The organism is Sphingobium sp. Ant17 (assembly GCF_000588875.1).
GTDB lineage: Bacteria > Pseudomonadota > Alphaproteobacteria > Sphingomonadales > Sphingomonadaceae > Sphingobium.
This window is the reverse complement of the sequence record NZ_JEMV01000011.1, coordinates 51,262-72,817: the sequence shown is the minus strand read 5'-3', so window position 1 is coordinate 72,817 and position 21,556 is coordinate 51,262. Positions and strand designations below refer to the sequence as shown.

Below are 21,556 nucleotides of genomic sequence, written 5' to 3'. Positions count from 1 at the left end.
GCGCCGTCCCCGGTTTAGTAGATTGGACGATCAGGCAGCGGCGCTGCGCCGGCGCACAGCGCCAGGCCTGCCCACGGCCTCGGCCGGGGCCTGATCCGCCTTGCGGAAGGCATGGATTGGAATGCCCGCCTTACGCAGCGCCTGGTAGAGATTGGCCTGAATGCCCGATCCTTCGCCCAGCACCGCTTCGACGGGCTTCAATTCCACCATCTTGCGGTTGCGCAGGAACGGGGCTTTGCGACCGGACCCCGCCAGAGTGTAAGCGACCAGCGGCACGCCGCGGTCACCGGCCCAGGCCGCGACGATCGCGTCGAACCCCTTGCGCTGGGCTGTTGTCACCAATGTCATGTGCGGCACCCGCTTGCGCACCAGATCGAGCCGGTCCCATATCGGTTGCCAGTCATGCCAGTCGGCATGGCCGGAGGCGACCACAATCGGGCCTTTGGGCAGATAACGCTCACGCGCAGCCAGATCGCGGGCGCGCATGAAATCCTGCACCGCGATCTGGGTGGCGCTGGATGCAGGCGACGCCCGCGTCCCCCTGGAGGGCGACCAGGGCCAGCCCGACTGGGCGCTATACATATGGGCGGCATAGTCGCGCATACATTCGATCGCTTCGCGCTGTTCGGTGGTCGACTGGCACAGCAACTGCCGTTCTTCCAGCTCGCTGTTGAAGACTTCGGAAAGATCGGGCCGCCGCAGCATGTCGCGTAGTTCATCGACCAGCGCGTCCTCGCGCCGCTCTAGTCTGGACGCCACGAAATGGAAGCTGTTGACGAACCCCCAGGCGATCTCGGCGGCCAGCGGTTCGAGCCGGGTACCGGAAAACAGGTCGAAGATGGTGGCAATGACGGCGCCGCATTCGGCCTGCGCGGCAAGCGGTTCGGGCATGTCATGTTCGCCTGCGCTTTCGCCCGGCTCAATGATGCTGAGCGGAATCGGATCGCCAAAGGCCCGCTGAAAATCGGGACTGGCGGTGATGGCGGCATAGAGCGTTTTAAGATCAGCAAAGCTGTCGACGCTGCGGGCATTATCCTGGGACATGGATTGTCTCCTGGGTGATGGCATGACAAAAAAATGGCCGGAGAAGCGAATGCTTCCCCGGCCACAGTGCGGATGATCAGCCGTTCAGCCGTTCAAAGTCGGCTTGCCTGTCGAACCCCGCGTCGGCACCGGCTAGCGACCCGTCCATGGCAGCGGTGCTAGCGCCAAAGCCGCTATCCTCTGCCCGATCATAGCCAGCGTCACCGCCGCCCATCCGGTCATAATTGGCGGCGCCAAAGCCGGTGCCGCCAAAGTCCGAGCGCAGCGTGTCGCGCCGCCAGGCGATCGAATAGCCGCCATTGTCGGTCGGGAAAAAGGCCACCGGCAGCGGTTCGGGCAGGCTGGGATCATCGATATTGCCGGCGAGGAATATTTCGCCCGACTTTTTGGCCACCGCTTCCCACAGCGCACCGACCTGCACCCAGCGCCGTGCGACGTTGAGGGCGAGGATTTCATAGACCGGCGCACGGGGGTTCTGGCTGTCGACCTTGCGCAGGCCGATGCGGGGGAGATCGATGGTGCGGGTGGCGACACGGCCTTCCAGACGACCATTGACGATACGAACTTCTCCGATGTTCATTGACTTAACCTTTCCAGATAATCGCTCGAAACCCATTTCCGGCGACAATCTTTTCAGATCCTCCTCTCCTCTGATCCTGCCCTCGCCCCCTGCGCCACTGGTAGCGGCGACCCGCTGCCTTTCCGCCTTATGCCCCCAAGGCCCCACGCCCCACCGCGCCTTCGTTTTGGGCAAACCCCCTCCCCACGCGGCAGGGATGTGCGCCCGTCAGGGCCAAGACCCGCGCAGCGGGGCTTGGGGCGCAAGCCCGCCAGCCCGGTGCCCGCGCACCGCGCGGGCAGTCGCCCTTTCCCAGTTCCGATATCATTCCACTCTTGACGCCCATCGTTCCGGGACGACAGAAATGGCGCATGGCCACATCCAAAACCCTCAATCAGACCAACCTCGAAGCGCTTGGCGCCCAGCGCCTGGCGCAGTTGCTACTGGAGCTTGTGACGGGGGACGCGCAGGCCAAGCGGCGGTTGCGGCTGGAGCTGGCCAGCGTGCGTGGCAGCGGGGATGTTGCCGGCGAGATCGGCAAGCGGCTTGCGACCATCGCCAAGGCGAAAGCCTTTGTCGACTGGCACAAGGTAAAGCTGCTGGCAGCGGACATAGAGACGCAACGGAGAGCGATCATGGATCATGTCGCCCCCCATGATCCGGCGACGGCGTTGGATCTGATCTGGAAGCTGGTGGCCCTGGCAAGGCCAGTGTTCGATCGCTGCGATGATAGCAGCGGCCAGATGGGCACGATATTCGCCACTGCGTTACCCGATCTTGCGCCCTTGGCCGCGGCAGCGAAAATGCCAACCGCCCGGCTAGCGGACAGGGTATTCGATAGCGTCTGCGACAATGGCTATGGCCAGTTTGACGGACTCATCGCCCTGATGGCGCCAGTTCTGGCGGAAGGCGGCCTCCGCTTGCTCAAGACAAGGTTCGAGGCGATGGCGACAAACCCTCCGAAACGCCAGGCGCAGGCCGACCGGCAGATCATCGGCTATGGGTCAGGCGGCGTCCTCTACGAGGATGACATCGAGTTCCGGCGTCACGCCCGCACGGTCCAGACCGCGCTGCTGGACATTGCCGATGCGCTGGGTGATGTGGATGCTTTCATAGCCCAATATCCCGTCGAACAGCGCGACAATCCCGCCATCGCCGCGGCGATCGCCGAGCGCTTGGGCGACGCGGGCCGGACGGACGAGGCGATGGCGGCTATCGAGCACGCGCAGGCCGTACGGCAGAAAGGTGGCCACTGGCCGGATTGGGACCGGGTGCGGATTGCTATCCTCGATTCCCTGGGCCGCACCGACGAGGCGCAGGCCGAACGATGGGATAGGTTCGCCACGGCGCTCGAGCCTGAATATCTGCGGGCCTATCTCAAACGCCTGCCCGATTTTGACGATCTCGACGCGGAGAAGAAGGCGCTGGCCCATGTCCGCGCTTTCCCGTCCTTATCCCATGCCCTGCATTTCCTGCTCGCCTGGCCTGATATCGAGGGCGCGGCAGCTATGGTGCTGGCGCGCGCTGACGAGCTGGATGGCGATCCGTATGAACTGCTCAACCATGCTGCCGAGGCGCTGGAAAGCCGCCATCCGCTGGCGGCCACATTGGCGCTTCGCGCGATGGTCGATTTCGCGCTGGAGCGGGCGCGGGTCAAACGATATCCGCACGCCGCCCGCCATCTGGAAAGCTGCGCGCATCTTGCCCGACGGATCGATGATTATGGCAGTCATCCCGACCATGAAACCTATGTAGCAACGCTCCAGGCACAGCATGGACGCAAGCGTGGTTTCTGGGAGCTGATCGCAGACCATTTCTGTTCAAGCGACCAGCGCCACAATATATTCCTGAGACCTGGGCGCACTACTGGTCGTGCGGAAGGGCTGCAACGGGTTAGCTGTCCGAAGGATGAACTGGCTGACGCCGGTCTGCCGCTGGCGTTGCAAGGCGACGGCGTAAGAATTTTCGAACGAGGACAGTCGCTGGCGACGCGGCGATAGCGATGCCGCAGGATCGGTGTTGGACATTGGGACTTCTCCATCAAGGGCTTTTTGCGCCGATGACTAACCAGCCAGCATCATCAATGCGGCATGACGGTTCGACTCCTGACAGGAAGGAAGTCGGTCCAGCTTAATGCGCGAGCACCGGCCGCCACGACCGGGCGATGCCATATCAGTCTTACGACAGGATAGTGCTCACATCCCGGGCACCGTGGAGAATGCGTTCAATGCGGACACTCCCCGGCACAAGCGTGTAGAAAATCACATAACTGCCATATACTCTGGAACGCAGATCGGGGCGAACCTCGGAACGCACCGTGCCAGAGTCAGGAAAATCGAGAAGCTTTGTGCAAGCCGCTTGAAGTTCATCGATGAATGTCAACGCCCGATCAACATTATCCCGCGCAATGAAACTGGCAATATCTGTCAGATCAGCGTCGGCTGCCGGCGAAAACGAAAGATGCATCACTGCTCCTTGTTGGCAGCGGCGATGTCAGCAATGCGTGCCCTTGCATTTGCGAAGGCTTGCTCCGCAGGTATGCCAGTCCCGCTGCTCGCACCCAGATCGATCTCGGCGCGTAGCGCCTCAAGCCGCGCCTGTCGCATGGCGTCCTGCTCCTCTAGCAGACGCAGGCTGTCGCGAATGACCTCACTGGCCGATGCATAACGACCGGTGTTCACCTGTTGCTTGATGAAGCCCTCGAAATGGGTTCCTAAGGTGAAGCTGGATGGCATAGTCAAACTCCTTTCCGACCCAAATATCACTTTATGATATAATTCTGCAAGAGCCGGGCTCGACAGAATGCTGACAAGCAGGTGACGAGAGGCGAAGTGCTCCCTCAACCTGCATCGAACGTCGGCCAGCAAGAGGATGGTGGTTCATCCCGGTCGAACAGCAGCCAGGACGCCCCGTCCGCATTGGCTGCCGAAAGAAGCGCCCAGAGTTGAGGCGAGATGTCCGGCGGATCGGCGGCCTGGCAAGCGGCGATGCCGCAATGAACGAAGAATCCGTAGAGATGGGGTTCGATAACCAGATCATCATGCGCGACATGCAATCGGCCATCATCGCCGCGCGGCGCGGCGCTGATCAGCATTTCGATCTTCTGTCGCTCGGCGAGCGGAATATGCATAGTGGACAGGGTAAACATCGCGGATCGTCGCATATCAAGCCTCCCCAGAGCAGGAATTTTTGGAGGGTGCGAAGGCGTCATGGCGCCGGTTCCAATGTCAGTTCGACGCCCGTACGGGTCGCTGTAACCTTGAGAGTGCGGTCCGGGGGTATCAGCCATTGCACCTTGTCGGTAAGCCTGTCGCGGATTTGCCGCAGCAGAGCCTCCTCCTCGCTCAGCAGCAACGCATAAGCGTTGTTACGCGCGCTTCGTTGAAAATTGTCCTGCTGGGTTTCCCAACTGTCGCAATCGCTGTCATCCGATGCCCTAAAAAGGCTCAGCTCCATTTGCCAGGCCAGATCATCGGGTGAAACGACGGCGTTGCTTCCAATAAGGATGATCGCATCATCGAGATCATAGCCTTCATTGCGACACACCAGCATTTCAAGCGGGAAGCATCGCTTCGTAAGCGTCGCGCCAGGCAAGGCGCAATCGGCGATCCCCAGTTCGAGCGTGATTGCGTCGGCCCGTCCCGATGTGCAGGACGGATCCAGTTCGGTGTCGGCCTCATACATATGTTCGAGGCCATTTTGCTCTATCACAAAGGCAAGAGTCTGCAGGCGGGGCAGTCTGTCATACCAGTCATAGCCAGAAAATCCCGGCGCGATCCGTACCGTGCACATGCCGAGCTTTTCCGGCGCATTCAGTATCGGCGCAGCGCCTTGCTGAAGATCTATCTCCATTGCGGGCACGACCAGCATATCAGGAGACGATATGGGTTCGCCCTGATCGCACCCCATGCTGTCGGCGGTCATTGGTGCCCAGCATGGAAGCCAGGGCGCTGCATGCGGCAGCATGATGCCCAATGCCCTGGCGCGCGCCCATTCCGTAAAGCCCAGTCGATGGTCGCCATTGTCGCAGATCATCCGATAAATAGCGGCTTCTGCCGCGATCTTGAGCGCGTCGAGCCCCGCATTGCGGACCAGTTCCTTGCGCGCAGGCAGAACCAGTTGCAGATCGGGCGCGTCGATAATGTCGACCTTCACGCACCATTTGTCGATTTTGCCCACCTCCGACACGAACGGCAAATCGCAAGGCACGGTAAGCCCATGAAAATTAATACGGGCCATGTCGACCGGCTGGTAGCCGCGCCAGCTGAAAATGCCGATGCGGCAGCCCTGCCAGTTTTCGACCCGAGCAGCTTCGGCGAGGAAGTCCTCGCGTGGCAGAGACGTGCCCGACAAAGTTACCGGCAGCGGAAAATAGCGGGCGGCGTTGCGGGCGGCGGCTAGCAAATTCTTGGCCCATGCGTCCGGCAAAGCGATGCGCAACTGCGTACCGCCGGTTATGGCGCAGGGCTGGATCGCGAGTGGCTCTGGGCTCTGCCAGCCTTGTTCGGGGATCTCGACCATCCAGCCCCTGCCCGCGCTGCGCGACCAGGAACGTATTTCGACTTGACGTCCTGCAAGGCTGAACATGCCCATGCCGGCCGGATCTTCGCGGTGGGCAACCGTATCATTCCAGCCTGAATAGCCAAGAGTCAGCAGCGCAACCGGGTCATCGATGCCCGAACCGTCATCACTCGCGACAAGGATGGGGGCACCATCGGAGCCTTCAAGATCCAGATTTACAGCACTGGCACCAGCGCGGCGGCTGTTTTGCAGAAGTTCGTTCAACACATCGTGGATCGTGCCATTGAACAGACGCGTGACGCGCGTGATGAGGGACGCGCCCACCTGTGGGGTGATCGTGAGAGGTAAAGCCATTATATGTGTCTCCTTGGACAGGCGGTCATTTTCCACCCCTTCTCAAAGTCCCCCTCCCCTCCGATCGCAAATGCGCCGCTGCCAGGCCGATCCACGCGAAAGCGATTTTCCGCCGGCGTGCTTCATGTTCACCAGTCATGCACCAGCAATTGCGGCAGCGTTGGACCATCGCAGTCGAAATGCAGCAGATCGATGCCGCGCCGCCGCGCAAAGAGGATGGCAGCCATCAGATCGGCAGGCAGGGCGCGTTCGCAATCGGCTGACATAGAGCGGGTCGATAAAAACCAGCCATGGGCGTTGCGCGCCACGGTGGTTGGCGCTTCATGGGCGTGGCCATTGCACCAGCTATCGAGCAGCAGCGCCGTGTTCATTGAGAGATGCGCGGTGGAAAGCAGCTGATATTTGCCGATCATGCCAATTGCGGGCGTGGGCGACTGTTCTGCAGGTCGGCTGCGCAATTCAGGATGGGTGCGTGCGGGCATGGACGATCCCGCCAGAAGCGAGGCAAGGCCGCGCTTTGCAGAGGAAGGCATAGGAAAACTCCTCAAATATATGGTGTAGGAGGTGTGTCTGCGCGGCGACATGGCGCGCTAGACACATGGTCAGGCCAGCGATGATGTCGCCGTGCGCCGAAGATCCGGCACCCGACTATTGTCGTAAGCGCTCTCGCCCGACAATTGCAGCGCCTGCTGCTCGGCACGATACCAGTCTGGCGCATCGATCCGGTAGGTTTCACAGGCATAAAGGTCAGATCCGCTGAAGAAGTGGATATCGACGCGAAAGCTTTGGAGCGAATGCTGGGACGAGGTCCGCATGATGGCGTCCTTTCAAGGGCGAGCGTGACGATCGCCTTCCAACGACCGTCACTGATGGGGGAATGGGGAATGGGGGAATGCGACGCGGTGCCGGGCTCAGCCGGGGTTAATGCGCCCGTTCGAGTAAGCGGCGTCCCTTCGCCTCAACGTCGAGACGGCTGTCCTGGTTGGATTTGGACCGGGCATGGGCGGTGATGCCCTGGACAAAGTCGAAAATGCTGGCAGGCGGATGACCTTCTTCGGCCAGCACGGTGGCGATGATCTTGCCGGTTTCGGCTTTGGAAAAACCCTGACCTCGCAGGAATGTCTGGCGATCTTCGTCGGTGCGGGCAACGATGCGCTCGCGTGCGGCGCGAATGCCCTGGATGAAGCCGCTGGCGGAGGAATCAGCGAAGTTTTCAAGTGCAGGCGCGGCTTCATGGGCGAAGCGATTGGCGGCAAACTTGGAGTGGCGGATCGAGATTTCCTCGAAATTCTCCACACCCCACAGATTGCGATTCATGCAGACGGCGCGCAGGTAGAAAGTGGCAATGCCCAGCGTCTTTGACCCGACTTCCGAATTCCAGCAGTAAAAGCCGCGGAAGAACAGGTCCGGATCGCCATTGGCAAGGCGTCCGGCCTCAATCGGGTGGGTATCATCCACAAGGAAGAGGAAGACATCGCGATCGGACGCATAGAGCGTCGTCGTATCACGCGTTACATCGACAAAGGGGTTATAGTGCATCGAAGACCAGTCAAGAACGCCGGGCACTTTCCAGCGCGTATCGCCCACGCCGTCGCCCGCGATCTTCATGACTGCGGCGACCAGCTCATGATCCCAGATGCGCCCATAATCAGGACCCGTAACCGCGCGCAATTCAGCGCGGCCATCCTGCGTCTGAAGCAGCTTCACCTGTTCGCCGCGATGCGCCAGCAGACCATGCTGGAGATTGATGCCGGCAAGCGCTGCGGGTAGCGAGCGCAGATAGGAAGCGGGTGCACCGACCAGGCTGGAGAGCTGGCCAAAGGACCAGTTGGTGGGCGCGATAGGCATATCCTCGCCCGGCACGAACAAGGTCAGGCGTTCTGGATTATCGGCACGCGCTTCAACCCGGAGCGATCGGCTTTCGACGATCCGTGTTGTCGCTTGCTCGGCCCGCGTGCGGACATTGTCGTAAAGGTCGGTCAGCGACAGGAATTTCTCGTCTTCGGGGCGCGAAAACCATTCTGACGAGACACGGCTGACATTATGGCCGCGGGAAATATCGACGCGATAGGCACCCGTTACCGGCGCATTGTCGACAGGTATTGTAAGACTGGACATGGGAGGCTCTCCTCATAGGGTCATGAAGCCAGGGCAGCGCCACTGATCCTCGCAAATCCTTCCCCCCTCCCCTCCGCATATCTGGCCATGGTCCTGTGTTCCACAAACAGCCTGTCACCGTTCAGATCACGGCACCGCTCAGGGCCGCCGACAAAACATGATGGGTGCTTTCAAATTCGAGGCGATCAGGAAACATGGCGCACCACCCGCCGCGAAAATGTCCGACGCGCGGTCTGGAACAGACTTCCGCCCATTCAAAGCCGATCGGTGCCTGTGCCAGGCTTTCGGCACAGCAGCGCTGGATCAGCTTTGCGATCGGCGCAGGCTGAAAATCCGTCATCCCGCAAATCACCACTATTCGCATGTCGCGATCGACGTCGATCTGGAGATCAGCACCAAAGTCGGGGAAATCGGGATCGTCGAAGAGGCTGAGCAGACCCGACCATGGATCGTGCGGTTCACGCGGGGGAAACAAAGCAATCAGATGCGCGAAGGGGGTGTCGGGCTCGACTTCATCACGCAGTGCCATTACTGCGTACCAGGCTTGGCCCAATGTTTCAGCCTCTGCCATATGACATGTGAACGCAAAACTACCCTGAATATAAATGTCAGCCATTATCCGGACCTCCTGCGATGTCTGCGGCGGCATTTTCGACCATACTGATCGGCGGTGGCAGAAAGTTAGCGAATTCTGCCCGCTTTCTGATCGCATCAATCGTACCCAAGGATTGTATTTCGCAGAACGAGAATATGACACTGCCGTTTTCATTCAGCTCGAAATGGTGAAGGACGCCGTTTCCCGTGTGCACGACCTTTTCTGGACCATAGACGCCACTGCAACTTCCTGACGTCCGAACAAACGGTATGCCGTTTGAAACGCAAAAATCTTCGGTGATGTCGAAAATGCCCCCCGTTGAGATCGAATGCGTGCGCCTCAATCACCTGTCCTGTTACGATGTCGCCCGATTTAAGAAATGACCCCTCCCAATCCGCACGACCGCCATCCGCCCTGATCGCATGGATCAGATCAGGGGTTAGGGCATGGGATAATAGACCCCCGATGCTTATGGAGGCTGATGTACGATCGCCCATGTCGAAACTCCTTTATCTCCGGTTCACAGGCCGAGTGCCTGCCTTTCGCCCCCCCCCTTCCCCTTTGACAGATCCGATCATGGTTGGCAGAAGACCTGCTATCGAGCCGCGGCACTGCAGCGCCGACATTCTCACCATGTCTTGGACAGGATATTCCCATGACCGATGCCGACCAGCCCGACTATACGGTTCTGACCGTTCAGTTGCTCAGCGCCTATGTCACCAATAACATGGTACCAAGCGCAGGTCTGGCAGGGTTGATCCAGACGACCCGCGCCGCGCTGGTGGCGCAAACATCGGCAGTAGAAGCAGAGCCCGTACCGGAATACACGCCTGCGGTCAGTGTGCGCAAAAGTCTCGCCTCCCGCGAGCATCTCATCAGCCTCATCGATGGTCGGCCTTATAAAACGCTCAAACGGCATCTGGCCTCGCACGGCCTTACACCAGCGCAATATCGTGAGCGCTATGGTCTTGCTTCAACCTATCCCATGGTTGCACCCGGCTATTCCGAGCAGCGCAGGGAAGTGGCGCAAAGGCTTGGCCTTGGACAGCGCGGAACTGCAGCAAAAGCCGCCGCAGCGAGCGCTGCTAATGCGTCGCCGGCCACGAACGAGCCGACCATCTCTGATGTCCCTACCGAACAAGTGTCTGAGCCTGTGACGGGCAAGGGGCGGAAGGTAAAGACGCCTAAGACGACGGGCGCAACAAGCCGGGCCAGGCCCACAAGCAAGGCTGTATCTGCGCCCATAGCATCAACCGCCGATGAGAAGATGTCCGCAACCGACGCTCCAAAAGACGCCGTCATAGCGACATCTGCCGACATTTTACCGCCCAAGGCATCGCGCAAGGTGAAGGCAGCAGGAGACCAGCCCGTAGCCAAGCCTGCGCGAAAAGCGCCGTCCAAAGTCAGCATATCGGCGACATCTAGTGATGCGATCGCGCCTCCGGTTGACACCGTCAAAGCCTCGAAGCCTGCGAAAGCGAAACGTCAATCGAGCGTCACCGCGAAAAAGACGGCAGCGCAACCCGTACCCAAAGTTCGCTCTGCAAAGGCCGTAAAATCCCCTCGAAAGACCCTCGGTATAAAAACACCCGACGCGCAGTCCGCGCCGGAAATGGCGGAAAGCTGAGCTGGTATTATACATTGAGATAAGCAGGACAGCCGCCGGGGTGCTTGGGTTCCATAAGCTTCGGCGGCCAATATCTGATCATAGGACTGCTACCTGCAAGTCCAGATATTCAGGTTATCTGGATCTTTTCAATGGCAGCACCAACATCCTGGATGTTTCCAATTGCCACCGTCATTCTGCGCAGTGCTTCTTCGCGCGTGTCGCAATCCTCGGGGGTGCCCAACTCAATCATCAGAAATGTGAAGAGCGTATCGCTTACTGCGCGAACCTGCTCGATATCTTCGACATGGGCGAATTCACCCTCGCAATAGGCGTCGGCGCATGTACGCTGAAACGGATTGAACATAAGTTTCCCTTGTCAGATAAGCGGGCTCCGCATTACCATGTTATACATCGCCGTCTCAGCGTCGCTCCGCGATGATCGCGTCGAGTATTTCGACAGCCCTGTCGACGGGAACGAAAAGCCGCAAGCGATACTGGATGATCTCGCTGAACACACCGCGCGCTTTCAGCCAGGCGCGGTCATCAGCATCATAGTCGCGGATTTCAAGGCGACGGGCACTGTTGACGAGAACATAGGCAAGACGTGCTTTACCAAGACCCGGTATGGCGACGTCGTCCCCAGCTTTTACGGCAGTAAGCAGGTCTCTGGCACCCAGCCTTATGCCCTGTTCCAGTCCAAAGGCTGCCTGCAGTTTTTCAACCGCGCCCGGACGAATGATCCGGCCTAAGATGGATGTGCCCGCGCCATTATCGATACGCCACACGCGCACATCGTCCTGTGGTAGCCTGTTCCAGACAGGCAGAAGAAGGCCCGTCGCGACCCAGATGTTCTCGACGTCGAGCCGTCCTTCCGCGGCGGCTACCTCCTCGTCCCAGTCACCCTTGAATGTCTCGGCATCGATGCAGGCCCAGTGACTATGCGCGAGCGATGCCCGATCGATCCGCATCGATCCGGTGGGCCGGACAAGCTGGCACATGGGAATGGGTCGCCCTTCTTCATCGGTGATCGACCAGGAGGGCAATTGCAAAGCGACGCGCCCGGAGCGGTTGTTGCGCAACCAAGCCATGTCGTCCATGCCCTGATATCGTTGGTTCAGGATGTGCCATGTGCTAACGCGGGGCCGGATGTGAAGCTCGAGGCGCAACAGACGGGTCTGCGCGCCGGTTACCGGATCTGTGCGCAAAATCTGCTCAGACAAGGTCTCGATCCGCTCGGCGCGAATAGTCTCGACGCCAAGGTCCAGCGTGCCCGCCGCGCGTGCTGCGTCCACCCTCGCCTGGATAAGACCCATATATTCCTCAAAGATCGCATTCTGGATCGCGATCCGCAGCGCCAGGATGCGATTGAGCCAGCGCTGGATGGGCGGGAGGGTTTCAAGCAGGTTACCGCCCTCATCGACGAGCTTGAGACCAGTCAGTGTGACGAAGTCGCCCATCGTCACGCTGGAAAGCTTGCCTGCGAAAAGCAGCCGATACCATTGCCCAAGCGCTTCACGCGCATAGTCGCTTTCAAGATTGTCGGCCGGATCGAACATATTTTGGCCGCCCGTCTGCCGTTGTCCGCGAGTTAGGGCACCAAGCCGTCCAGCCTTCGCGCAATCGTGCTGATGAAGCGGCGTTCGCCCTTGCAGTTGGTGGTCACAGGCCGGAACACCGGGGGGCAGGCCTGGTTGGTACGATGGGTGCGCCCAAGCCCCTGGATCGCGACGTCGGCACGCCAACCCGGTTCGAGCAGGAAATGGATGCGGCGTTTGTCTGCGCTTTTGCTGGCAAGATCGGCATGGTAGGAGCGCCCGGTGGATCCAGCGTCGCTGAATATCAATATGGGCTTGACCCCTTCCATAAACGCCCGTGTTTCGCTGATATTGGCATGTGTGCCGCGCCGCTCGACCTGCTGCCGCCCGCTGCTATCAACGACGATCCGGCGTGAGCGCCCGGTAACCTCGGCGACCTTGTCCGCACCAAAATGCGCGATGAGCGCGTCCAGGGGAGCAGGGATGGGAGGGAGCGCGCACAGATCCTCGATCATCGTGTCGCGCGCATTGAGCGCTTCCTGGCAATGAACGGGCTGCCCGTCGGCATCGATCATCGGTTCAGAGCGTAGTTCGCCGTCGCTGGCGCGGTACACCCGCATCTGCCGGGTGGGAAAGGCCGATGTGAGATAATCAATCAGGGTTTGAAGCGGCGACAGGTCAAGATTTAATCTGGCACGATCTTCCGCACATAAGTCGGCAAGACGGCGTTCCAATATCGCTTCGGCTGTCGTGACGAGTTGCACGACAGCAACATGGCCGACGGCTATCTCTGCCTCTATGGCCTTGATCAGGCTCGGCACCTTCATCGCAATCAACAATTGCGAGAAGAAGCGCTGCTTGGCACTTTCAAATCGACTGAGCGCCGCGCCTTTAGCCTGGCCGTTCAGCGTCTGTCCTGACATGGCATCGACGACGCCGGACGCGCCCAATATCTTGTGCAGATTGGCATGGATCACCGCCCACCCATCCGCGAAGGCATCATAGATGGCGATCTGGTCAGGGCTCAATCGATGTTCGAGCGGATCATATTCCACCCCGGCAAAGCTGAGCGCCCGCGCGGTGTAGAGGCCGGTGGCTTTGAGATCGCGCGCCACGATCTCCATCGCGGCGATCCCGCCCCCGTCCATCGCCGCCATGAAAGCATTGCGGTCGGTGAAGCCTGTGCCCGGCCCCCACAGGCCAAGCGCGAGGCATAGCTGAGGTTTTCAGGCTTGGTGGCACCCGTCGCGGACACATAGGCTATCCGCGCGCGGGCCAGGGCATTTTGGAGGCGAACGCCCGCCAGGCCTTGCTCTGACCCCTTCGCCGTTCCAAAATCGCCTTGCGTGCCTGCAGCGTTGCCCATCGCGTGGGATTCATCAAACAGGATGACGCCCTCAAATTCAGCATCGGTCCAGACCAATATCTGCTGCAGGCGTGAGAAATTGTCCTGACGGACCGAGCGCAGCGTTGCATAGGTGAGGAAGAGAATGCCAGACGTCATGGTGATCGGCTCACCGAGCGGGAAGGCATCGAGCGGCTGGATATCGATCGGCAGGCCGCCAAGGGCGCTCCAGTCCCTTCGGGCGTCTTCGAGCAGGGCAGCACTGCGCGAAATCCAGATGGCACGGCGATTACCCCTGTTCCACTGGTCAAGGATCAGGCCCGCCCCTTCCCGGCCCTTGCCAACGCCTGTGCCATCGCCAATGAAATAGCCCGTCCGATAGGCGCGCCCTGCGGGATCTTCATGGAGTTGATCCCCTGCTGCATTGGGCGTGAACATACCGGGCAGATCGCGTGAAAAGGCTTCGCCTGCATGGATGATGGTTTCCAGTTGCGCCTCGGACAGGGCAGCGAGCGCCCTTGGTTGTAATAATGGCTGCCAGCGCGGTACGGGCGGCAATACTGATCCCATGGCCAGGGATTCCACCAGATTGTCGGGATGAGGTGTCGCGCCTTCGATCGCAATCCGCGCAAGCCGCCAGGGCGCATAGATGCCAACAGGGTCGCCTACCGGCAGAGGCGTGTCGCGTACGGCGTAGGAAAGCGGAACAGCATTGGCATTGTTTGCTGCTATACGCGCCGGCGCGGCGAGTGGCGTGGCGGACAAAGTGCGAAACAGCGATGCCGCCTCATCCTTTGCCTTTGGCCGAGGGAGATGGAACGCGACGGCAGGACTTGGTGGCTTTGGCAACGGCGGGGGTGGCAACAAGGCAGGTGGATCGAGCCGGTCAGGCAATGCCAGGACGAGATCAAGCGCTGCGTCCAGATTATCGGCGACATGACTTTGTCCCTGACCATGCCATCCCTTGTCGAATAACAGCAGTCGTACAGCGATACCGGTGCCATGTTTGGCAAAGGGGCTGCCCAGGATGGTGATTTCAACGCGAGGCGGGATCAATTGCGCGATCGTCGCATAGGCTTTTGCGCCGCTGCCATCAGCAGCAAAGCCAGGTGGCATGATGGCGACACAGCGACCGTGCTGGCGCAGTCGTAGCAAGGCCGAGCGCAAATGCCGCACCCCGGCCTGCCGGTCATTGCCGCGTCCCTCGCTGCGACCGAAGGGCGGATTGATCAGGACCACAGAAGGGTCATTGCCCAGGGGCAACAGATCATGGATATATTCCGCGTCATGGCAGGTGACAGCCTGCCCGATGGCAAGCGTGAGCAGCGCCGCGCGGTCGGGATCGCGTTCATTGAGCGTGAAGGTGCAGCGTCCAGGCGGAATGGATCCGAGCAACATTCCCGTGCCTGCCGATGGTTCGAGAATATGATCCTCTGGCCCAAGGCGTGCTGCCTGGACCGCCAGCCATGCGAGGGTCAGCGGCGTGCTGAACTGCTGCATCGCGATCTGCTGTTCGCTGCGATAGCTGTGCGTGGGCAGGCTGGTTTCAAGACGGCGCAAAGCGGCGTAACAGGCAGTCGGATCTCCGGATCTGGCGATGCCACTATTCCCCCGCCGCAGGAACAGTATCAGGGCGATTTCAAGCGCGTCATAGGCCTGGCGCATCGACCATGCGCCTTGTGCATCGCTCGCGCCAAAGCTGGCTGTCATCAGCTTTCGTAGGGCATGTCGGGTCGGTATTTGCGATTGCGTCAGATTGTCGGCGAGTATTGTCGCGACATCGAATAGGCGTTGCGCGCGTGAACGCGTTGCGACGGGATCAGGCTGCTGCGTAGCGAACAAAGGAAGAGTCATAAATATCTCCAGGCCTCGGACCCGATCGGTCCACGCCTCGTCCGCTCCCCTTCCCTCCCAGGACGGCGGACAGAAAAAGGGACCATGACGACACATCATGGTCCCCAGCATTATACCCCAGGCTCAGGCCGCCTGCGCGACGCGGTCCTCTCCAGAATCTTCGTCAGGTGCCTCAGCCAGCGCTTCCGCCGCAGCATCCCCATCGACACTGACCCGCCCGACGCCACAATCGGCATCGCCATCTCCGGTGAGACTGGCTTCAGCTTCACCAACCGGCACAAAGCGCATGGCGTCCGGCAACCATTGCAGCGCGCGTTCCTTGACCTCTGCCTCGACGATGAGATCGCCGCTGAACAGTCGCTCGGCCGAGAGCGCAAGATCATGCTTCTTCGACGCCGCGTAGCGGGAACTCAGCTCTAGGCCGCCGACCGTTTCGAACGCCTGGAGGATCATCGCCTTGCTGACCCGGTCGAAATAGTTGCGCGCGGTCGGTCGCCACCAGGCCGTAACATCGATCCCGCACTTGACCCCCAGATGGTCGAGAAACACGCTGCCGGTCCGCCCGGCAGGCACCGCCTGGACCGTCCGGGCAATTGCCCAGCTGAACCAGGCAGCCCGTGCCTCCTGGCTCAAAGCGCAAAAGGCGTCATAGCGTGTCCGCACATCGGCATGATTGATCCAGCATCGATCAAGATCTTTTTCCAGCTTGAGCCACTGGTCGGCGGCAGGCGTATCGCTCTCATAGCCATGAAGCGGCGATGCGGGGGCATTGGCGCGCAGGTCGGTGGCCCGTTCCGCGCTGCCATAGGTGCGCGTTGCCGCGTCAGCCATGCAGAAAGTGGCGAGATCGAGCGCGAACCGCGGATCGCTGGCGATATGGACGCGCAGAAGTTCAGCCTTCATTTCAGCGAGCTCATCGGCAAGGCGCTGGCTGATCTTTGGCTGGCCCGGCACCACCTGTGCTGGCGCGCGATCCGCATCCGCATCGACTTCATCATCATCACCGGTCGAATCCTGCGCATCGTCGGCCTGTTCAGCCGGAACATGATAAAGCTGTTCGTGGACGCGCGGCTGACCGTCGGAACCGATCACCACATAGGCCAGTGCGGACGCCTTTTGCTCCTCGGTCAGAATCGGTGCCCGTTGCCGGATTGCCTCATATTCAGCATTCAGCCGATCATAGCGCGCTTCGACCTCCTCCTCGGTCTCGTCGGTTTCAACCGGGTTCTCGAACGCTTCCAGTTCCACTTCGATATCAGCAAGCCGCTGTTCCTGCTCTGGCGTCAGCGGTGGCTGTTCGCCCTCAATGGGCTTGAGATCCCAGGTTGCGCTATAGGCAATATGAGTGCCGGACACGATGCGGACATCGCCAAAGCCTTCCCGTTCCCGGATCGCTTGCGCCGCCTGCGCCAGCCTGTCGGTCGCCAGTTGATCGAGCAGGTCGCCATCGATCCACATCTCGCTCGCATCGTCGGTGAACAGGTCGCTGTCGATCCGGCCACCGGCGGCCACATAGGCGTGGGGACCGACAAGCAGGGCTTTAGGATCATTGCCACTATAGCTGCCTTGGGCAAGCTGGCGCCGGATCTCGTTTAGATTATTGCGGTAATAGCTCTGCCCCAGAGTTTCGAATATCTGCGCCTGGCGCACGGCATCGGGACTGCTGGCATAAGCCGTGGCAATCTCAAGGCTGATCTCGCCGTCGCGCAGGGCGTCAAAAATGCAGGGTGCCAGATCCGCAAGGCGCAGCCGTCCCAGTACGAAGCGCTCGGTCAGGCCAAAACGTTTGGCGATCTCGGCCGGGGTCTTGCCTTCGGTTTCGACAATATCCTGGAAAGCCCGGCAGGTGTCCGCTGGGTTCATGCTGAGCTTGAAGAAATTTTCCTCCAGGCTGGTGGCGATCGCATCTTTCGCGTCGCGCAGGACCAGCACCGGCACCTGATAGTCTGGCCCGAAGACGCCCTTTTCGATGAGACGATGCACCGCATCGAGGCGCCGTCCGCCCGCGGCGATACGATAATGGCCTTTCTTGCGCGCAACCGGCACGCCGATCAGATTCTGCCTTATGCCCTTGGCCGCGATATTGGCCTCAAGCTGGGCGTCGGCGACAGCATCGCTCGACTTTCGGACATTGGATGGCGACTTGCTGAGGTTCGCCGCGGCAACGAGAATGGGAAGCTGGTTCATCGACTGGGATCTCCAGGCGCCAAAGACCCGCCCATCGGGTCTTCCTGCGCCACATCATCCAATCCCCCTCCCTCCCTTGCCTGCTGGACATCGTTCCAGTCATTATAGCCTGATGGCGGCCGGATATGCCTGACTGGCCTGCCGGCGCCGCGATACGCCGCCAGCGCACGCATTGCGGCGATTTTGCCCGCACGATCGTTGTCGGGCAGGATAATTAGCCGCTTAACCGACGCGGGAATGGCAATGCTGTGCAAGCGCTCGCTACCGAGCGTGGCCCAGACCGGAATTTCGAGAAAGGACATGGCCGACAGGGCCGTCTCGATCCCCTCGGCAAGACCAAGAATATTGGTAGCAGGAGCCAGCATGACGGCGCCATGGCCGGGTCGGCCCAGCAAGCGACGCGCCGGTTGTACGTCGGCAGCGAGACGGGAATAGCGAGGATCAAGGAATGTCCGGTGGATGGCGACAATTTCTTCTCTGTCGCGCACAGCAGCAATCATGGCAGGGCGAAACTCAAGCCCCGTGTCGGTTCGCAAGGGCGTTCGCGGATGAAAGCGCAGCCATTCTCCCAGATTGGTGATGGAACGAGACTGCAGATAGTCCTGTGCCGGCGTGTCAGCGATCGGTCGGCTCGCATGCCAGATGTCCCTCGCCTGGCTGCGGAAACCGGATTGAAAATCGCGCGTCGAATGACCTGGCTCATGACAAGCTGTCAGCGCCTGATGGTCGATCCGTGCGATTGCGCGCAGCACATCGCGGGCATGGCAGCCTGCAAAGCATTTGAAGAGCAGAGCTGTCTTGCCCAGTCGGACAGAAAGGCTGGGATGATGATCGTCATGGGCCGGGCAAAGGCACAGGCCGCCAGACGAGGCCCAGCGGCCGCCCAGACGGTTGACCAGCAGCTTTGCGCGCGCTTCCATGACAAGCCGGTCGATGGGAACCGTCATTGCGTCAATGCCTGTCGCGCGCAAGGATCGCCACGGCTCGCCGTAAATGGCGACGAACCCGGCGGGGGCGGATCTCGAAGGTTCGCGCAATGTCGTCAATCTGCATGGCATAAGGTACGCGCAGCAAGAGAAAGAGCCGGGTCAGGGTTGGCATATGTTCAGCGCAGCGTGCGGTCATATCGGTTTTGTCGGAAGACAAGGCCGATTGATCGTAATACCATGCGGATCGGTCCTGCGACTGCTGTTTAGGCAGAAGTTCATCCTGATCCGCTTGTTCCTGGTCGTCGAGCCAGGCAAATATAGTGCCCATGAGAGCCTCATCCCTGCGGCAACGCAGGCAGGTGAATATATGGCGCGCGAGGCGGACGATAAGTGCGTTCATGGTGGATATCCGTTGGGACGTTCTGGCCGAAACCTGCCCGATCATCCCCTGTCCATCCCCTCCCCTCCATGCCCGGAGATCTGGATGGCGGCATCCCGCACCAGGCCAGTTGCGACATGGCTATGCAAATTTCTTCGATTCGTCTCAATTGCTCGGCCAAATGGTTGCGTTTGCGTTGCAATTTCATGACATTGTGAGCGGGGCCGCAGAGGAGATATCAGGCGCGACCGATCTGCCCCGATGCGTCGCAAGGCTGGAGACAGTGCGCGATGATGAACAAACCACCCGTTCCGCCGGACATTGCGGTATTCAGGACAAGGCTCGCCAGCCTTACGGGTCGGCAACGGCAATGCCTAGTACTAGTGGCGCAGGGCTATTCCAGCAAGGAAATTGCTTCGCGACTGGGCAATAGTTCCGGCCGTGTCGACAAGCATATATATGAAGCGCGCGGCAAGCTCGGCGGCATTGGCCGGCAGCAGGCGGCACGCCTCGTGGCTGCCTATGAAGCGGACCGCACGGAGATTTCTCCGGGGGCCCAAAAATAGGCGCCCAATCTTTGGTCCTGCCAATCCCGGCTGCGTCTGGCCAATCTGATTCCACTGACGATCAAGTGGACGCAGATATTGCCGATGCCGATTTATTGGCCACGCAGCAGGAGGGCTACCATGGTTTGGTGCGCTTTCCCCTTATGGGCAATTTTCTGCCGTTCCGCACAAGCGGGAGGCCCGACAATGACCTGACTTCGAACATGACGTTGATCGCTCTTGCGATCATGGCGACGCTTGCTCTTGTGATGGCTGGATCGGCCGCTTCACTGCTCTCGGCGCTAGACGCCCTGGCTCGCCACTAAAACCAACATTTTTATGTTTTCCCTGTTCACCCGCTTTTGCGGGAAGGAGATTCTATGCGCGTTAAACGACAGACCATCGCCAAATCGGTTGCCGAGCGGCTATTTGCCGCCGAAGCTGCGCTCGATATTGCTGCAGCCCGGATTGCCGAACTCAACGCCTCGCTACCCCTGGCTCGTCTTGATGCCCGTTTTGCAGCTGCGATCGGCCAGGAGGCTATCGCGACATCTGCCGCTGCTGTCATGCTGATTGCGCAGACGCGCGAGCAGATGGTCATAACCCACGCCCATCTCAAACGGGCCAGCGATGATGTTGGGCTCGGGCAAACCGCTTATGGCGACCTTTTCAAAGTTGTCTCGCATGATCAGCCTGCCCATCTGCGCGTCGTCTGACGCGCAAGAGAGGATTGACGCAATGCGGCCACCTGGGTTCAATCAGGGTCATGACCCGGCAAATCGCGTTCCTGACCCTGCTCATTGTCAGCACCCTCTATGCCGCATGGCGGGGCGGCACGCCCGAAAGGATCGGCGCTGCAGCCCTGCTGGGCGCTGCCTGTCTGTCCGTAGGGCTTGTCGACCCGTTCGGCGACCGGTTCCATCATATCGAGATCGCCATTCTCCTGGTCGATTTTGCCTTATTGAGTGTGTTTATATGGCTTTCTCTACAAAGCACACGGTTCTGGCCGCTCTGGGTCGCGGCGATGCTAGGCGCAGAGGTAGCCGTGCATCTGATGCGGATCCTGATGCCGGCGATTGTACCGCGTGCCTATGTCGATGCGCTGGCGGTGTGGAGTTGGGTAGCACAAACCATGCTCATCGGCGCGACCTTTCGACATCGCAGCCGGATAAAGCGGCGCGGTGTCGACAGGCCCTGGAAGAGCTGATCGCGCTCACCTGTCCGGCGCGCGCGCCCGAACTGGCGCAGCAGCTGGTCGACAGGTTCGGTTCTTTTGCTGCAACCCTCTCTGCGCGGCGCCAGGACCGGATGCGCCTTCTGGATGGCGCGCTATGTGTCGAGCGGACATTTGAGTGCCTGCAAATGTCTATCCACCATATTCTGCGCGGAAAACTCGCCGGTAAACCGATACTCTCGAACGAACAGGCACTGCTGGACTATCTGCGCGCCACCATGGCATTCGCGCCGGTCGAACAGTTGCGGGTGCTTTTCCTCAACGCCGTCAATGAGATATTGGCAGATGAAGTGCTGGCGACCGGCACCATCTCTCATGTCCACGCCTATCCACGTGAAATCATGAAGCGATGCGTCGAGATAGGTGCGACCGCAATTTTTCTCATTCATAACCATCCATCGGGCCAACCTCAGCCTTCACGGGCTGACCGGGCCTTCACCAGGAAGATTGTCGATGCAGCACGTTGCCTGGATGTCGCGGTCCATGATCATCTGGTCATCGCCCATGCCGGGCATGTGAGTTTCCGCCAGGCGGGGTATCTTTAGCCCCACGGCCCGCCGCGCCGCAGGCGTAGCCAGAAAGGCGGCAACCACTTCAGGCGAACCGCAATGATCAATGGGGCTTTCAAACATGGCCCGCTCGTTCACGGGCCGAAGAGAGGAGCGAAGGGTCACTATCCAAAAAAGGAGGCATGACATGGCGCAGATATATCCCCCCGACAGACGTATCGATATGTGCCGCAGGCTGG

Annotated in this window: 22 protein-coding genes and 1 pseudogene; 7 read left to right on the top strand and 16 right to left on the bottom strand. The window is 60.2% G+C overall.

Translation table 11 applies throughout. The features are described from left to right. Nucleotides 1-30 precede the first annotated feature (30 nt). Nucleotides 31-1,044 (bottom strand): DUF2493 domain-containing protein, encoded by a 1,014-nt coding sequence (locus BF95_RS07245; RefSeq protein ID WP_043150410.1) that lies wholly within the window; start codon nucleotides 1,042-1,044, stop codon nucleotides 31-33. A gap of 76 nt (nucleotides 1,045-1,120) precedes the next feature. Further along, entirely contained in the window at nucleotides 1,121-1,624 is a 504-nt protein-coding gene (locus BF95_RS07240) for a DUF736 domain-containing protein (protein ID WP_043150409.1), read from the bottom strand. Between the two features lie 350 nt (nucleotides 1,625-1,974). Between BF95_RS07240 and BF95_RS07235 the strand changes: the two genes are divergently transcribed. Then, nucleotides 1,975-3,603, top strand: a complete 1,629-nt coding sequence (locus tag BF95_RS07235; RefSeq protein WP_200866892.1) for a DUF6880 family protein — start codon at nucleotides 1,975-1,977, stop codon at nucleotides 3,601-3,603. 178 nt (nucleotides 3,604-3,781) lie between these two features. Here BF95_RS07235 and BF95_RS07230 read toward each other — a convergent pair whose 3' ends face one another. From BF95_RS07230 to BF95_RS07190, 9 genes are all read right to left on the bottom strand, one after another. Continuing rightward, nucleotides 3,782-4,069: a type II toxin-antitoxin system RelE/ParE family toxin gene (locus BF95_RS07230; protein WP_043150408.1), complete on the bottom strand. Its 288-nt coding sequence runs from the start codon at nucleotides 4,067-4,069 to the stop codon at nucleotides 3,782-3,784. Continuing rightward, entirely contained in the window at nucleotides 4,069-4,338 is a 270-nt protein-coding gene (locus BF95_RS07225; RefSeq protein WP_043150469.1) for a type II toxin-antitoxin system ParD family antitoxin, read from the bottom strand. The genes BF95_RS07230 and BF95_RS07225 overlap by 1 nt, the downstream gene beginning before the upstream one ends. A gap of 104 nt (nucleotides 4,339-4,442) precedes the next feature. Beyond that, nucleotides 4,443-4,766, bottom strand: a complete 324-nt coding sequence (locus tag BF95_RS07220; protein WP_152542606.1) for a DUF5983 family protein — start codon at nucleotides 4,764-4,766, stop codon at nucleotides 4,443-4,445. 44 nt (nucleotides 4,767-4,810) lie between these two features. After that, nucleotides 4,811-6,478: an ATP-binding protein gene (locus BF95_RS07215; RefSeq protein ID WP_043150465.1), complete on the bottom strand. Its 1,668-nt coding sequence runs from the start codon at nucleotides 6,476-6,478 to the stop codon at nucleotides 4,811-4,813. Nucleotides 6,479-6,606: 128 nt separating this feature from the next. After that, nucleotides 6,607-7,011, bottom strand: a complete 405-nt coding sequence (locus BF95_RS07210) for a DUF5983 family protein (protein WP_152542604.1) — start codon at nucleotides 7,009-7,011, stop codon at nucleotides 6,607-6,609. 69 nt (nucleotides 7,012-7,080) lie between these two features. Then, the gene (locus BF95_RS07205; RefSeq protein WP_043150405.1) at nucleotides 7,081-7,293 is read right to left on the bottom strand and encodes a hypothetical protein; all 213 of its coding nucleotides are present in this window, start codon (nucleotides 7,291-7,293) and stop codon (nucleotides 7,081-7,083) included. Nucleotides 7,294-7,399: 106 nt separating this feature from the next. Next, on the bottom strand, nucleotides 7,400-8,596 hold the full coding sequence (locus BF95_RS07200; protein WP_043150403.1) for a hypothetical protein: 1,197 nt from the start codon (nucleotides 8,594-8,596) through the stop codon (nucleotides 7,400-7,402). Nucleotides 8,597-8,717: 121 nt separating this feature from the next. Further along, nucleotides 8,718-9,212 carry a hypothetical protein gene (locus BF95_RS07195; protein ID WP_043150402.1) on the bottom strand — a complete coding sequence of 165 codons (495 nt, stop codon included), beginning with the start codon at nucleotides 9,210-9,212 and terminating at the stop codon, nucleotides 8,718-8,720. After that, nucleotides 9,205-9,534: a hypothetical protein gene (locus BF95_RS07190; RefSeq protein WP_043150401.1), complete on the bottom strand. Its 330-nt coding sequence runs from the start codon at nucleotides 9,532-9,534 to the stop codon at nucleotides 9,205-9,207. The genes BF95_RS07195 and BF95_RS07190 overlap by 8 nt, the downstream gene beginning before the upstream one ends. A gap of 312 nt (nucleotides 9,535-9,846) precedes the next feature. Between BF95_RS07190 and BF95_RS26165 the strand changes: the two genes are divergently transcribed. Continuing rightward, a complete protein-coding gene (locus tag BF95_RS26165) occupies nucleotides 9,847-10,818 on the top strand; it encodes a MucR family transcriptional regulator (RefSeq protein ID WP_043150400.1) in 972 nt (323 codons plus the stop codon). A 109-nt stretch (nucleotides 10,819-10,927) separates the two neighbouring features. On the opposite strand, the gene BF95_RS07180 is transcribed toward BF95_RS26165, so the two are convergent. The 5 genes and pseudogenes from BF95_RS07180 to BF95_RS07160 form a co-directional block, all read right to left on the bottom strand. Further along, entirely contained in the window at nucleotides 10,928-11,164 is a 237-nt protein-coding gene (locus BF95_RS07180) for a hypothetical protein (RefSeq protein ID WP_043150399.1), read from the bottom strand. Between the two features lie 55 nt (nucleotides 11,165-11,219). Further along, nucleotides 11,220-14,250, bottom strand: a pseudogene (locus tag BF95_RS07175) (strawberry notch family protein). Nucleotides 14,251-15,657: 1,407 nt separating this feature from the next. Further along, the gene (locus tag BF95_RS07170; RefSeq protein WP_043150398.1) at nucleotides 15,658-17,721 is read right to left on the bottom strand and encodes a ParB/RepB/Spo0J family partition protein; all 2,064 of its coding nucleotides are present in this window, start codon (nucleotides 17,719-17,721) and stop codon (nucleotides 15,658-15,660) included. Further along, complete coding sequence (locus tag BF95_RS07165) at nucleotides 17,718-18,668, bottom strand: DUF7146 domain-containing protein (protein WP_043150397.1); 951 nt, start codon at nucleotides 18,666-18,668, stop codon at nucleotides 17,718-17,720. Before BF95_RS07165 ends, BF95_RS07170 begins: the two co-directional genes overlap by 4 nt. Before the next feature lie 4 nt (nucleotides 18,669-18,672). After that, entirely contained in the window at nucleotides 18,673-19,050 is a 378-nt protein-coding gene (locus tag BF95_RS07160) for a sigma factor-like helix-turn-helix DNA-binding protein (RefSeq protein ID WP_043150395.1), read from the bottom strand. A 269-nt stretch (nucleotides 19,051-19,319) separates the two neighbouring features. Here BF95_RS07160 and BF95_RS07155 point away from each other — a divergent pair, with 269 nt between their 5' ends. From BF95_RS07155 to BF95_RS26160, 5 genes are all read left to right on the top strand, one after another. Next, nucleotides 19,320-19,595, top strand: coding sequence for a helix-turn-helix domain-containing protein (locus BF95_RS07155; RefSeq protein WP_081764067.1), 276 nt, complete (start codon nucleotides 19,320-19,322; stop codon nucleotides 19,593-19,595). A 65-nt stretch (nucleotides 19,596-19,660) separates the two neighbouring features. Further along, nucleotides 19,661-19,900, top strand: a complete 240-nt coding sequence (locus BF95_RS07150) for a hypothetical protein (RefSeq protein WP_152542602.1) — start codon at nucleotides 19,661-19,663, stop codon at nucleotides 19,898-19,900. Nucleotides 19,901-19,954: 54 nt separating this feature from the next. After that, on the top strand, nucleotides 19,955-20,290 hold the full coding sequence (locus BF95_RS07145; RefSeq protein WP_043150391.1) for a hypothetical protein: 336 nt from the start codon (nucleotides 19,955-19,957) through the stop codon (nucleotides 20,288-20,290). 14 nt (nucleotides 20,291-20,304) lie between these two features. Beyond that, nucleotides 20,305-20,781 carry a hypothetical protein gene (locus BF95_RS07140; RefSeq protein ID WP_235209619.1) on the top strand — a complete coding sequence of 159 codons (477 nt, stop codon included), beginning with the start codon at nucleotides 20,305-20,307 and terminating at the stop codon, nucleotides 20,779-20,781. Continuing rightward, a complete protein-coding gene (locus tag BF95_RS26160; protein ID WP_081764066.1) occupies nucleotides 20,685-21,353 on the top strand; it encodes a JAB domain-containing protein in 669 nt (222 codons plus the stop codon). The genes BF95_RS07140 and BF95_RS26160 overlap by 97 nt, the downstream gene beginning before the upstream one ends. The last annotated feature ends 203 nt before the right edge of the window (nucleotides 21,354-21,556 follow it).